Source organism: Pseudomonas sp. JR33AA, assembly GCF_021378985.1.
GTDB lineage: Bacteria > Pseudomonadota > Gammaproteobacteria > Pseudomonadales > Pseudomonadaceae > Aquipseudomonas > Aquipseudomonas alloputida.
Map to the genome: position 1 here is coordinate 15275 of NZ_JAJSAW010000008.1, position 13282 is coordinate 28556.

The following is a 13282-nucleotide window of genomic DNA, read 5'->3' on the forward strand; positions in this document are numbered from 1 at the left end:
GTGTTAAACCTCTTGAATCTACTGACTTCATGATTCGAACCTTCCTGCACCAGCCACAGGCGCGGCTTTGCCACAACGGGCGGTAAACAAGAAGGCAAACGGGGACGGGCCGGGCGGGCCGGCAGGAGATAAAGTCAGGCGCGCCAACGCCAACGGGCGTGGGCCTTGATTACGCGCATCAAGAGTTTGCTGACGATCAACACAGGATAGGTCTCGCTCATACGTCCCGGCACAGTAGCCTACCGGGGCGACGGGCGCAATATGCCTGTAAACACGGGGAAACGAATGGACTTGGGAGCGAAGCACTACGATTTGCTAAGGTCGATGGGGTTGTCCTGATAAAAACAAAGAAAAGGATGTTCCCTGATGCGAAAAGCCCCGTTATTGCGCTTTGCCCTCGCTTCACTGGCCCTGGCCTGCAGCCAGGCGTTGGCCGGTCCTTCGCCCTATTCAACCCTCGTCGTATTTGGCGACAGCCTCGCCGATGCAGGGCAGTTTCCCGACCTGGGCGGCGGTACCCCAGGCGCGCGTTTCACCAACCGCGATGCCGACGGCAATTTCGCTCCGGTGTCACCGATGATCCTCGGTGGCCGCCTGGGCGTCGCGCCAGACGACCTGAATCCGTCGACGTCTATAGGCATCCAGCCTGATGGTAATAACTGGGCAGTCGGCGGGTACACCACCCAGCAGATCCTGGACTCGATCACGACAACGTCCGAGACCGTCATCCCACCAGGAAACCCCAATGCCGGTTTGGTGCTGCGCCAGCGCCCCGGCTACCTGGCCAACGGCCTGCGCGCCGACCCAAATGCCTTGTATTACCTGACAGGCGGCGGCAACGACTTCCTGCAGGGCCTGGTGAATAGCCCGGCCGACGCCGTAGCCGCCGGCGCCCGTCTGGCTGCCAGCGCCCAAGCCCTTCAGCAAGGCGGCGCGCGCTACATCATGGTCTGGCTGCTACCTGACCTCGGCCAAACGCCCAATTTCAGCGGCACGCCCCAGCAAAACCCACTGTCATTGCTCTCCGCTGCGTTCAACCAGTCACTGGTCAGCCAACTAGGGCAGATCGATGCCCAGATCATTCCACTCAACATCCCTACGCTGTTGAGCGAGGCGCTGGCCAGCCCCGGCCAGTTCGGCCTGGCCAGCGACCAGAACCTGGTCGGCACCTGCTACAGCGGCGATAGCTGCCTGGAAAACCCGGTGTACGGCATCAGTGGCACCACGCCAGACCCGACCAAACTCCTGTTCAACGACTCGGTACACCCGACCATTGCAGGCCAGCAGCTGATTGCCGATTACGCCTACTCGATCCTCGCAGCCCCTTGGGAACTGACCCTGCTACCGGAAATGGCCCACGCCAGCCTGCGGGCTCATCAGGATGAGTTGCGCAATCAGTGGCAGACGCCTTGGCAAGCCGTTGGCCAATGGCAAGCCTTTGTCGCCAGCGGCGCTCAGGACCTGGACTTCGACGGCCAGCACAGCGCGGCCAGCGGTGACGGCCGCGGCTACAACCTGACCGTGGGCGGCAGCTATCGCCTGAACGACGCCTGGCGCCTGGGCCTGGCCGGCGGTGTGTACCGGCAGAAGCTGGAAGCTGGCGAACAGGACTCGGACTACAGGCTGAACAGCTATATGGCCAGCGCCTTTGCCCAATACCGGCAGGACCGCTGGTGGGGCGACGCGGCGCTGACCGCCGGGCACCTGGATTACAGCGACCTCAAGCGAACCTTCGCCCTGGGCGTGAATGACCGCAGTGAAAAAGGCGACACCGACGGCGAGGCCTGGGCAATGTCCGGGCGGTTGGGCTACAACCTGGCGGCCGACACCAGCAACTGGCAGTTGGCACCTTTCATCAGTGCCGACTATGCGCGGGTGAAGGTGGATGGCTACGACGAGAAGAGCGGGCGCTCGACGGCGCTTGGCTTCGATGACCAGGAGCGCACATCACGCCGCTTGGGCCTGGGGCTGCTGGGCAGTGTGCAGGTACAGACGAATACCCGGCTTTTTGCCGAAGTGGCACAGGAGCATGAGTTCGAGGACGACCAGCAGGATGTGACGATGCACCTGACCACCTTGCCAGCGAATGACTTCACCCTGACCGGGTATACGCCGCACAGCGACCTGACCCGGGCGAGCCTGGGTGTGAGCCATGAAATGGTGGCAGGGGTGCATTTGCGCGGGAACTACAACTGGCGCAAGAGTGATGAGTTGACGCAGCAGGGAGTTAGCGTGGGGGTTAGTGTGGACTTCTAAATTGCTGGGGGCCGCTTTGCGGCCCATTCGCGGGTAAACCCGCTCCTACGACTGCCTTGTAGGAGCGGGTTTACCCGCGAATGGGCTGCGCAGCAGCCCCAATCAATTTATCGGGCGGAAGTCTGCTCTGCCAACGCCACCGCACGGAACATCGCCCGGCGCTTGTTGATGGTTTCTTCCCATTCCAGCGCCGGTACCGAGTCGGCAACGATGCCGCCACCGGCCTGCACATGCAGCTCGCCATCCTTGATCACTGCAGTACGAATGGCAATTGCGGTATCCATGTTGCCGTTCCAGGCAAAATAGCCGACGGCACCGCCGTAAACCCCACGCTTGACCGGTTCCAGCTCGTCGATGATCTCCATCGCGCGGATCTTGGGCGCCCCCGACAAGGTCCCAGCCGGCAGAATCGCCCGCAGTGCATCCATCGCCGTCAGGCCTTCACGCAGCTGGCCGGTAACGTTGGAAACAATGTGCATCACGTTGGAGTAACGCTCGATCACCATCTTCTCGGTCAGGCGCACACTGCCGGTCGAAGACACACGGCCGACATCGTTGCGGCCCAGATCGATCAGCATCAGGTGCTCGGCAATTTCCTTGTCGTCCGACAGCAGGTCGTCTTCCAGGGCACGGTCGGCCTCTTCGGTCGCACCACGTGGGCGGGTACCGGCAATCGGGCGCACGGTGACCAGGTTGTCCTCGACACGTACCAGCACTTCGGGCGAACTGCCGACCACATGGAAGTCACCGAAGTTGAAGAAGTACATGTAGGGCGTCGGGTTGAAGCAACGTAACGCGCGATACAGGTCGATAGGCGCAGCCTTGAAGTCGATCGACATGCGCTGCGACGGCACCACTTGCATACAGTCCCCGGCCAGGATGTATTCCTTGATACGACCGACGGCGTTTTCGTAATCCTCGCGGGTGTAGCTGGAGCGGAAGGCCGGCTCGGCCACCTGCGGGCCGCTCAGGTCCAGGCCGCGGCGCGGAGTGATTGGCTGGCGCAAGGTTTCCAGCAAGCCTTGCAGGCGTGCCTGGCCCTGTTCGAAAGCCTGATCTTCAGCTGGGTCGACCAACACGATGGCGTGCATCTTGCCCGCCAGGTTGTCGAACACCACCACCGCGTCGGACACCATCAGCAGGATATCCGGCACGCCCAGTGGGTCTGGGTTGGGGCTGGCGCCCAGGCGCTTTTCTACATAGCGCACGCAGTCGTAGCCAAAATAGCCGACCAGGCCGCCATTGAAACGCGGCAGGCCGGGGATATCGGCAACTTTGTAGCGGTCCTTGAAGGTTTCAACGAATGCCAGTGGGTCTTCGACCTCACAGCTTTCCACCTCGACGCCATCGTGCAGGATGCTGACATGGTAGCCATGCACGCGCATCACGGTGCGTGATGGCAAGCCGATCATCGAATAACGGCCCCACTTCTCGCCGCCCTGCACCGATTCGAGCAGGTACGAGTTGGGCTGGTCAGCCAGTTTCAGGTAGATCGACAGCGGCGTGTCGAAGTCGGCCAAGGTTTCACAGGCCAAGGGAATACGATTGTAGCCGGCAGCGGCCAGGCGCAGGAATTCTTCGCGGTTCATGAGTAGTCTCGTGGCAAGCAGCAATAGGTCAGGCAAACGGACGGGCCGGCACACGCCGGCAGGCTGAAGTCAGGCGCGCCAACGCCAACGGGCCAAGGCCTTGATGACTTTCATCCAGAATTTGCCAGTAACCGCCACGGTGGACTCTCTGTCTTGTGAGGCTTGAAGGTCCGCCAACGTTATCCCAGTGGCCGGGTCTGCGCAACCGGGCAGCAATGCGCGCAGGTCGTCGATTACCAGGCTGGGGAATTCGTCGTCGATCGGCCTGCCATGGTTATAGCCGTAGGTCAGGCCCACGCATTGCACGCCAGCCGCCTTGGCCGCCTGCACGTCACTGCGCGAATCACCGACAAACAGGGACTGCTGCGGGGTAACACCGGCCATCTGCATGACGAACAGCAACGCCGCCGGGTCGGGCTTTTTCTGCGGCAGGGTGTCGCCACCAATGATCCAGCGGAAGAAATTACCGATCTTCATCTGGTCCAGCAGCGGGCCAACAAAGCGCTCAGGCTTGTTGGTAATCAGCGCCATCTCAACGCCCTGCTTGCGCAGCCAGCGCAGGGTGTCGCGCACGCCGGGGTAGACCACAGTAAGCTCATGGCTTTGGGCATAAGCGTCCATGAACAGCGCCAGCGCCTGTTCCGCCAGCGCATCGTCCACGTCGGCATGGTCGATGCCGCCCGCCAAAGCACGGCGCACCAGCACCTGGGCGCCATTGCCAACCCAGTGGCGCACGGCCTCAAGGCCAGCAGGCGGGCGCCCCAGTTCGAGCAGCATGCGGTCCACAGCGGCGGCCAGGTCAGGCACGGAATCGATCAGGGTGCCGTCCAGATCGAACATTACCAGCCTGGGCAGCGTCCCCGGGAACAGCTGCTCGAAGCCACTCATGGGCGGGCCAGGGCCAGTTCGGCGCGCATCTTGGCGATCACTTCCTGGTAGTCCGGGGCGTTGAAGATCGCCGAGCCGGCCACGAAGGTGTCGGCGCCAGCGGCAGCGATCTCGCGGATGTTGTTGACGTTTACGCCACCATCGATCTCCAGACGGATATCACGGCCACTGGCGTCGATCAGCGCACGCGCTTCGCGCAGCTTGTCGAGGGTGCCGGGGATGAACTTCTGCCCGCCGAAGCCTGGGTTGACGCTCATCAGCAGCACCATGTCGATCTTGTCCATCACGTACTTCAGGGCGTCCAGGCTGGTGGCCGGGTTGAACACCAGGCCGGCCTTGCAGCCACCATCCCTGATCAGCTGAAGCGAACGGTCGATGTGCTGCGTGGCTTCAGGGTGGAAGGTGATGTAGGTGGCACCCGCTTCGATAAAGTCGCCAATGATGCGGTCAACCGGGCTGACCATCAGGTGCACGTCGATCGGCGCAGTAACGCCGTACTTGCGCAGAGCGGTGCAAACCATCGGGCCGATGGTCAGGTTGGGGACATAGTGATTGTCCATGACATCGAAGTGGACGATGTCTGCACCCGCAGCCAATACCTTGTCGACGTCCTCACCCAGGCGGGCGAAATCGGCAGAGAGAATGGAGGGGGCAATAGCGTAGGGCTGCATGGCGCACCTGTTGGCAAATTCACGGTGGCGCGCATTGTAACTCAGGGAAAGCGATGAAGGCTGATTGGTATCAATTGGTGTCGACCAACGCAACCTGTGCCGGCCTCTTCCGGCTTTAGCCGCGAAGAGGCCGGCACAGGCAGCCCATCATCAAGCCGGCTGTTGAGTCCTCAGCTTCTCGCTACGCCCACGCAACCACTCCAGGGTCAGCAGCAACAACACCGAGAACGCAATCAGCAAGGTTGCCGCCGCGGCAATGGTCGGGCTCAGGTTCTCGCGAATACCGCTGAACATCTGCCGCGGCAGGGTTGCCTGCTCCGGCCCGGCGAGGAACAGCGTCACTACCACCTCGTCAAACGAGGTGGCAAAGGCAAACAGGGCTCCCGAGATGACACCGGGCGCAATCAGCGGCAGGGTCACACGGCGGAAAGCCAGCAGAGGTGAAGCGCCCAGGCTGGCCGCCGCACGCACCAGATTGTAGTTGAACCCCTGCAGCGTCGCCGACACGGTAATGATGACGAACGGCACACCCAGTACCGCATGCACCAGAATCAGCGAGATGAAACTGTTGCCCATGCCCAGAGGGGCGAAGAACAGGTAACTGGCCACCCCGATGATCACTACCGGCACCACCATGGGCGAGATCACCAGCGCCATCACCAGCGACTTGCCGGGGAAATCGCCACGGGTCAGGCCGATGGCCGCCAACGTGCCGAACACCATGGCCAGCACCGTGGCCGCCGGGGCAACGATGATGCTGTTTTTCAACGCACGCATCCATTCGGCCGAGCCGAAGAAGTCCTGATACCACTGCAGCGAGAAGCCCTGCAGCGGGTACACCAGGAAGCTGCCACTGTTGAACGACAGCGGCACGATCACCAGCACTGGCAAGATCAGGAACAGCAGGATCAAGCCGCAGAGAATACGCAGGCTGTAGAACCAGACCCGCTCCACGGGCGACATGTATGGGCTCAGCATGACAGGCTCCTCAGCTCAGGCGCAGACGGCTGGCGCCGACCAGCCAGCTATAGATCAGGTACAACAGCACGGTCGCCAGCAGCAACAGCCCGCCCAGTGCGGTGGCCATGCCCCAGTTGATGCTGGTGTTGGTGTAGAAGGCGACGAAGTAGCTGACCATCTGGTCGTTCGGACTACCCAGCAGCGCCGGGGTGATGTAGTAACCGATGGCAAGGATGAACACCAGCAGGCAACCGGCGCCAACACCGGCATAAGTCTGCGGGAAGTACACCCGCCAGAAACTGGCGAACGGGTGGCAGCCCAGCGAGATCGCCGCACGCATGTAGCTCGGGGAAATACCCTTCATCACGCTGTACAGCGGCAGGATCATGAACGGCAGCAGGATGTGCACCATCGAGATGTAGACGCCTGTGCGGTTGAACACCAGTTCCAGCGGCTGGTCGATGATGCCCATGGCCATCAGCGCACTGTTGATTAGCCCGCCCGACTGCAGCAGCACGATCCAGGCCGCCACCCGCACCAAAATCGATGTCCAGAAAGGCAACAGCACCAGAATCATCAGCAGGTTGCTCTGCCGGGTCGGCAGGTTGGCCAACAAGTAGGCCAATGGGTAGGCGAGTACCAGGCAGATAGTGGTAATCACCACCCCCATCCACAGGGTACGGACAAAAATGTCCAGGTAAATGGCCTGGTCCGGGGTGGCCTTGGCCAGCTCACCAAGGTCATCGATGCGATGATCCACCGAGGCCAGCAGGTAGAAAGAAGTCACCGAACTGGTATTGCGGCGGATCGCCTGCCAATAAGCCGGGTCGCCCCAACGCTCATCGACAGCCTGCAATGCATCTTTGTAAGAGGCAGGCTCAGCCTTGAAGGGCAGTGCACGGGCAGTCTTGGTCAACAAGCTGCGGTAACCGGCCAGCTCCATGTTCAAGCGTTTGGAAAGGTCACCAAGGGTCTGGTTCTTGCGCGACTCGGCCAGGTCCTGGCTCAGCGCCTTGTAAACGTCCTCGCCTGGCAGGCTTTTGCCATCCCACTGGCTGATGACTTCCACCGTGCGCGGCAGGCCGTCGACCACTTCAGGGTTGCCGACGCTCTTGTACAGCAGCGCCGCAATCGGCACCAGGAACACCAGCAGAAGAAACAGCGCCAGCGGCGCGATCAACGCCTGCGCCTTCCAGCGGTTGACCCGCTCGGCGTGTTTGAGGCGCTGCTTGAGACTTGAACCTGCGCCTTCGTTGAGGGGCACTGCAATGGCCATGGCGAACTCCGCAATACAGGCTGAATTGGGGGCCGCCTTGCGGCCCCACACACTGGACGTTTACTTCTTCGCCGCCCAGGCGTTGAAGCGTTGCTCCAGCTGCTCGCTGTTGTCGGCCCAGAACGCCACGTCGATCTGCACCTGGTTCGCGATGTTCTCAGGCGTGGTCGGCATGTCTTTCTTCACGTCGTCCGACAGCAGGCTCACGGCCTTGGCGTTGGCCGGGCCATAGGCGATGTTTTCGGAGTAGATCTTCTGCTGCTCGGGCTTGACGCTGTAGGCGATAAACTTCTTCGCCTCTTCGACGTTTTTGGCGCCTTTAGGAATTGCCCATGCATCGAAGTCGTAGATGCCGCCGTTCCACACCACCTTGAGGTTGCTCTCTTTCTGCACAGCGGCAATACGCCCGTTGTAGGCAGAGCTCATGACCACGTCGCCAGAGGCCAGGAACTGCGGTGGCTGTGCACCTGCTTCCCACCACTGGATGCTGGGCTTGAGTTCGTCGAGTTTCTTGAAGGCGCGGTCCTGGCCTTCCTTGGTCGCCAGCACTTTGTAGACGTCCTTGGGCGCGACACCGTCGGCCATCAGAGCAAATTCCATGGTGTACTTGGCGCCCTTGCGCAGGCCGCGCTTGCCAGGGAACTGCTTGGTGTCCCAGAAATCGGCCCAGCTGGTGGGGGCGGTCTTGAGCTTGTCGGCGTTGTAGGCCATGACCGTGGACCAGACGAAGAAGCCCACGCCGCAAGGTTGAATGGCACCAGGCACATAGTCGGCCTCATTGCCGAACAGGGCCGGGTCGAGCTCTTCGAACATGCCCTCGTCGCAACCGCGCGCCAGCTCTGGCGACTCAACCTCTACCAGGTTCCACGACACACTTTTGGTGTCGACCATCGCCTTGACCTTGGCCATTTCGCCGTTGTACTCACCCGCGACAATCTTGCCATTACCCGCCTTTTCCCAGGGTTCGTAGAACGCTTTGACCTGGGCGGCCTTGTTGGCGCCCCCGAACGAAATCACGGTGAGGTCTGCGGCCATGGCCTGGCCAGCGGTAAACAGCCCCAAAGCCAGGGCGGTCAGTTTCAACTGCTTGCGCATTATTATTCTCTCCACAGTACAGGGTTGGTGAAGCAATCCATCAATGGGCTTCGGCAATCGGATCGAGCGCGCGGGCGTGCTCCACCTCCCAGCCCAGCGGTACCACATCGCCCACGGCCAATGCCGGGTCGAGCTCGGCAATAGGCTGCTTCACGAAAAAGTCGCCTTTGCCGCAAACTTCCAGACGCACCCGCACGTGGTCGCCCAGGTAAATGAATTCGGCCACCCGGCCAGAGAACCGGTTCACGCAGCTTTCACTGTGGCCGTTCAGGCGCACGCGTTCCGGGCGTATCGACAGGGTCACCGGCTCGCCGGCCTGGCCGACATTCACCGCCAGCGCTTCGACCCGCTCACCGCGAGGCAGCTGCACCTGGCAACGTTTGCCATCGCTGGCCAGCAGGGTGCCGCTTATGCGGTTGTTCTCGCCGATGAAGTTGGCGACGAAGGTGTTGCAGGGCTCTTCGTACAGCGTGCGCGGGTCGGCGATCTGCTGGATTTCACCCTGGTGGAACACCGCCACGCGGTCGGACATGGTCAGCGCTTCGCCCTGGTCGTGGGTCACGTACACCACGGTCACACCAAGGCGCTGGTGAATGTGCTTGATCTCCATCTGCATGTGTTCGCGCAGCTGCTTGTCCAGCGCGCCAAGCGGCTCGTCCATCAGCACCAGTTGCGGCTCGAACACCAATGCCCGGGCCAGCGCCACACGCTGCTGCTGGCCGCCGGACAACTGGCCGGGGTAGCGTTTGGCGAAAGCGTCGAGCTGGACCATGTTCAGCACACGTTTGACCCGCTCGCTGATGTCGGTCTTGCTCAGGTTGCGCACGGTCAGCGGAAAGGCCAGGTTCTCGGCCACGGTCATGTGCGGAAACAGCGCGTAGTTCTGGAACACCATGCCAATATCACGCTTGTGCGGCGGCACGTTGTTGATCGAGCGGCCGGCAAGCTGGATTTCACCGGCGGTGGGGGTTTCGAAGCCCGCCAGCATCATCAGGCTGGTGGTTTTGCCAGAGCCGGACGGGCCAAGCAGGGTGAGGAACTCGCCCTTGCGAATATCCAGGTTGAGGTCTTTGACGATCAGCGACTCGCCGTCGTAGCTCTTCTGCACACCACGGAAGCTGACCAGCGTTTCGCTGGTTGCAGCGTTCGACTTCGCCTCGCTCATGCCTGCACCTTCTTGTTGGATGACTGCGTAGGCAAAAGAGTAGAAGAGACGCAAGCGCCCGAAAATCGGGGGTGCTGAGAGAATGCCATCATCCGGATGGAAGATTTGTTGTAGGGATCGCCCTACAACAATGGCGGGATTGGAATGCCCTTGCGAGCCAACCACGAAACCTGTGGGAGCGGGCATGCCCGCGAAGAGGCCGGCTCAGCCATAGAGATCAGCAGGCCAGGCCCGTTCGCGGGCATGCCCGCTCCCACAGAGGCTTAGGCAAGTTTCGGGCACCCGTATGTCGCAATCAGACCAGCCTGTGCTCCATGGCGTACTTCACCAGCTCCGCCAGCGAGTTCACTTTCAACTTCTGCATCAGGCGCGCCTTGTGGGTGCTGATGGTCTTGCTTGACAGCGCCAACTGCTGGGCGATGTCGTTGACGTTGGCGCCTTGGGCCAGGCGCTCGAACACCGAAAACTCCCGCTCCGAAAGCAGTGTGTGCAACGGCCGGGATTCGGTGAGGCCTACTTCGAACACCATGCGGTCGGCCAGCGACGGGTCGATATAACGCCCGCCACCGGCCACCCGACGAATCGCCGTCAACAACAATGCCGGGTCACTGTCTTTTGTGGCATAGCCCGCCGCACCGGCCTTCAGCGCCCGCGCCGCCATCTGTGCCTCATCGTGCATCGACAACATCAGGATCGCTGGCGCTTCGTGCAACGCACGGATACGCGGGATCGCCTCCAGACCGTTCACACCCGGCATCGAGATATCCAGCAGTACCACCTCGCACGGTGTGTGGCGCAGGGTTTCGAGCAACTGCTCGCCATTACCGGCCTCCCCCACCACTTGCATGTCCTTGGCCAGGCCAATCAACTGCTTGATGCCTTCCCGGACAATGGTGTGGTCTTCGGCCACCAGTACTCGAATCACGATTGCTCTCCTACTCCAACGGAATGGCCACGCTCAGGCTGGTGCCCTCGCCCGGCTCACTGTCCAGCGCCATGCTCCCCCCCAGCATCAGCACCCGCTCACGCACACCCACCAGGCCAAATGAGGTGGGCCGGGTCTGCTCGCGGCAAAAGCCTTGGCCATCATCGCTGACCGTCATGCGCAACTGTCCGCCCTCACGTACCAGCTCAATCTCTACGCTGTGCGCCTGAGCGTGACGCATCACATTGGTCAGCGCCTCCTGAAGGATACGAAACAGCCCGGTGGCCTTGGCATCACTCAATGCTGGCAGATTATCCGGTACTTGCACCAGACAGGGGATTTGCGTGCGTGTCTCGAAACGCCGCGCCTGCCATTCGATGGCCGAGGCAATGCCGGCATCAAGGATCGGCGGACGCAAGGCAGTGGCGACATCGCGCACCAACTGGAACAACTGGGCGATCAGGCGCTTCATGCTCGCCAGGCGATCATTCAGGCCCGGGTCCAGCTCGGCATAGGCCAGCTCGCACATCGACACTTCCAGCTTGAGCACGGTCAGCATCTGCCCCAGTTCATCATGCACTTCGCGGGCGATACGGGCTTTTTCTTCTTCACGCACGCTCTCCAGGTGGGCCGAGAGTTCGCGCAACTGCTCCTGGGACTTCGCCAGCGCAAGCTCAGCCCGCTTGCCCTGTGTGATGTCCCAGACTACACCGTCCCACACCACCTGGCCGTTGCCCAGGTGCCGGGCGCTGGCCTTGATATCGGCCCAGCGCTGTTCGCCCTGCCGGGTGAGGATGCGCCCCTGCCAGGACCAGTCCTTGTCGCTGGCCAGGGCCAGGTCCTGCACCCTGTGATAATCAGCACGGTCCTCGGGGTGCACCAGGTTACGCAGGCCCATCTGCGGGTGCTGGATCTCGCTAGGTGCATAACCCACCAAAGCCTCGCTACCCTCACTGATATAGGGGAACTCCAGATCGCCCTCGGCCGGGTCACGCTCCAGGCGAAACACCAACCCTGGTACGTTGCCAGCAATGCCCTTGAGCCGCGCCTCGCTTTCGCGAAGGGCTGCCAAGGCACGGTGGCGTTCGGTGACATCGGCGAGGTAGACCACCAGATATTCGGAATCACGAAAGCGCAGAAAGCTCAGCGACAGCTCCACGGGTAGCAAGCTTTGATCAGCCCGTCGGCATTGCGTCTCAAACTGACCGACACCCCCCGCCCCTGTCCGCGCTCCCTTCCACAGCTCTAGCCAACGGTCCATGTTCAGGCTCGGCTCGAAGTCGCTCAGCGGCCTTTCCAGCAACGCCCCTTCGCTGTAGCCCAACATGCGCTCTGCGGCATGGTTGGCGTAACGCACATGGCTGTCCCAGTTGACCCAGAGGATACCTACGGTGCTCTGATCGATGGCGAACTGGCTCAGGCGTAACGCCTCCTCGCGCACCTGGCGCTCAACAAGGCTTTCCCGCGCGGCCAACAGGCTGCGCTCCAGCTGGCGCTGCTGACGGCGTTGCCACACCAGCGTGGCCAAGGCACACAACAGCAACAGACCGAACAGCAAGGCCATGTTCTGCCAGAAGCCCGGCGATTCGCTCAGGCGCGGGTACTTCGGCTGCAACCAGCGCTGATGCAGTTGTTCCAGCTCCTTGGCCGGCACTGCCTGCAAGCCACGTTCAAGTACATCGGCCAGCAGCGGCCAGTCGCGCCGCGAACCGATACGCAACAGCTGCGGCAGGCCAATATCGCCGACCACCGCCAGCTCACCGAACTCGCTCTCGCGCGACAGGCGGCTGAGCTGCGCTTCATCCAGCACGGCGAAACTGGCCTGACCACCTACCACCAGTTGCAAGGCCTCACGATCGTCGGGCACCCCCTGCAGGTTGAGGTTGCCGTAGTTGCCGCGCAGGTAATCCGCCAGCGGGCTTGGCATGCGCACCGCCACGCGTTGCTCGGCTTCAAGCTTTTCCAGCTCCACGGCCATGGCCCCGGTGCGCGGCCCCACCACCAGCTGTGGCACGCGCATGTACGGGTCGCTGAATAGCCACAGGCGCAGGCTGGCTGGCGTCTGGGTAAGGCCAGGGGCGAAGTCGATTTCGCCGCTTTGCAGGGCATGCTCCAAACTGGCCTGGTCACTGAAGTAACGCCAGGTGAGGTCCAGCCGCAGCGCCTGCGCCAGGCTGTTCACCAGCTCCACATTGGCCCCGTACAGTTGCTGCAGACGCCGGTCGAACTGAGCGTAGGGCGCCTGCAACACCAGGCCGACACGCAGGCTGCGGTGGGTGTCCAGCCACTGCTGCTGGTCAGGCTCCAGCACCACAGAGGGCAGTGCCTCGGGCCTGGCCCAGGCAATCAAGGGCAGCCATAAGCAGCCGATAACCAACAGGCGACGCACTCGCTTCATCTATACGCTCGACTTGGCAAAGACGGCCATGCAGCATGGCCGTCGCGGGCAAATACTAT

At 62.0% G+C, this 13282-nt stretch carries 10 protein-coding genes; 1 reads left to right on the forward strand and 9 read right to left on the reverse strand.

The window, feature by feature from the left end:
- The first annotated feature begins 366 nt into the window (after nt 1–366).
- Nucleotides 367–2256 (forward strand): esterase EstP, encoded by a 1890-nt coding sequence (gene estP, locus LVS58_RS14645; RefSeq protein ID WP_233691682.1) that lies wholly within the window; start codon nt 367–369, stop codon nt 2254–2256.
- A gap of 107 nt (nt 2257–2363) precedes the next feature.
- On the opposite strand, the gene trpE is transcribed toward estP, so the two are convergent.
- The 9 genes from trpE to LVS58_RS14690 form a co-directional block, all read right to left on the reverse strand.
- Entirely contained in the window at nt 2364–3845 is a 1482-nt protein-coding gene (trpE, locus tag LVS58_RS14650; protein WP_233691683.1) for an anthranilate synthase component I, read from the reverse strand.
- 69 nt (nt 3846–3914) lie between these two features.
- On the reverse strand, nt 3915–4733 hold the full coding sequence (locus LVS58_RS14655; RefSeq protein WP_233691684.1) for a phosphoglycolate phosphatase: 819 nt from the start codon (nt 4731–4733) through the stop codon (nt 3915–3917).
- On the reverse strand, nt 4730–5404 hold the full coding sequence (gene rpe / locus LVS58_RS14660) for a ribulose-phosphate 3-epimerase (protein WP_233691685.1): 675 nt from the start codon (nt 5402–5404) through the stop codon (nt 4730–4732). The genes LVS58_RS14655 and rpe overlap by 4 nt, the downstream gene beginning before the upstream one ends.
- 150 nt (nt 5405–5554) lie before the next feature.
- Entirely contained in the window at nt 5555–6382 is an 828-nt protein-coding gene (locus LVS58_RS14665) for an ABC transporter permease (protein ID WP_233691686.1), read from the reverse strand.
- A gap of 10 nt (nt 6383–6392) precedes the next feature.
- Entirely contained in the window at nt 6393–7640 is a 1248-nt protein-coding gene (locus LVS58_RS14670; RefSeq protein WP_233691687.1) for an ABC transporter permease, read from the reverse strand.
- A gap of 60 nt (nt 7641–7700) precedes the next feature.
- Nucleotides 7701–8735 carry an ABC transporter substrate-binding protein gene (locus tag LVS58_RS14675; protein WP_233691688.1) on the reverse strand — a complete coding sequence of 345 codons (1035 nt, stop codon included), beginning with the start codon at nt 8733–8735 and terminating at the stop codon, nt 7701–7703.
- 40 nt (nt 8736–8775) lie between these two features.
- A complete protein-coding gene (locus tag LVS58_RS14680) occupies nt 8776–9900 on the reverse strand; it encodes an ABC transporter ATP-binding protein (RefSeq protein ID WP_233691689.1) in 1125 nt (374 codons plus the stop codon).
- Between the two features lie 295 nt (nt 9901–10195).
- Complete coding sequence (locus LVS58_RS14685; protein ID WP_233691850.1) at nt 10196–10828, reverse strand: response regulator; 633 nt, start codon at nt 10826–10828, stop codon at nt 10196–10198.
- A 7-nt stretch (nt 10829–10835) separates the two neighbouring features.
- Nucleotides 10836–13223 (reverse strand): PAS domain-containing sensor histidine kinase, encoded by a 2388-nt coding sequence (locus tag LVS58_RS14690; RefSeq protein ID WP_233691690.1) that lies wholly within the window; start codon nt 13221–13223, stop codon nt 10836–10838.
- Nucleotides 13224–13282: the final 59 nt, after the last annotated feature.

Excerpts from the sequence above, each read along its gene's own strand:
- LVS58_RS14665 (WP_233691686.1), bottom strand. The coding sequence starts at position 6,382 with ATGCTGAGCCCATACATGTCGCCCGTGGAGCGGGTCTGGTTCTACAGC.
- LVS58_RS14675 (WP_233691688.1), bottom strand. The coding sequence starts at position 8,735 with ATGCGCAAGCAGTTGAAACTGACCGCCCTGGCTTTGGGGCTGTTTACC.
- LVS58_RS14680 (WP_233691689.1), bottom strand. The coding sequence starts at position 9,900 with ATGAGCGAGGCGAAGTCGAACGCTGCAACCAGCGAAACGCTGGTCAGC.
- estP (WP_233691682.1), top strand. The coding sequence starts at position 367 with ATGCGAAAAGCCCCGTTATTGCGCTTTGCCCTCGCTTCACTGGCCCTG.
- LVS58_RS14655 (WP_233691684.1), bottom strand. The coding sequence starts at position 4,733 with ATGAGTGGCTTCGAGCAGCTGTTCCCGGGGACGCTGCCCAGGCTGGTA.
- LVS58_RS14690 (WP_233691690.1), bottom strand. The coding sequence starts at position 13,223 with ATGAAGCGAGTGCGTCGCCTGTTGGTTATCGGCTGCTTATGGCTGCCC.
- trpE (WP_233691683.1), bottom strand. The coding sequence starts at position 3,845 with ATGAACCGCGAAGAATTCCTGCGCCTGGCCGCTGCCGGCTACAATCGT.
- rpe (WP_233691685.1), bottom strand. The coding sequence starts at position 5,404 with ATGCAGCCCTACGCTATTGCCCCCTCCATTCTCTCTGCCGATTTCGCC.
- LVS58_RS14670 (WP_233691687.1), bottom strand. The coding sequence starts at position 7,640 with ATGGCCATTGCAGTGCCCCTCAACGAAGGCGCAGGTTCAAGTCTCAAG.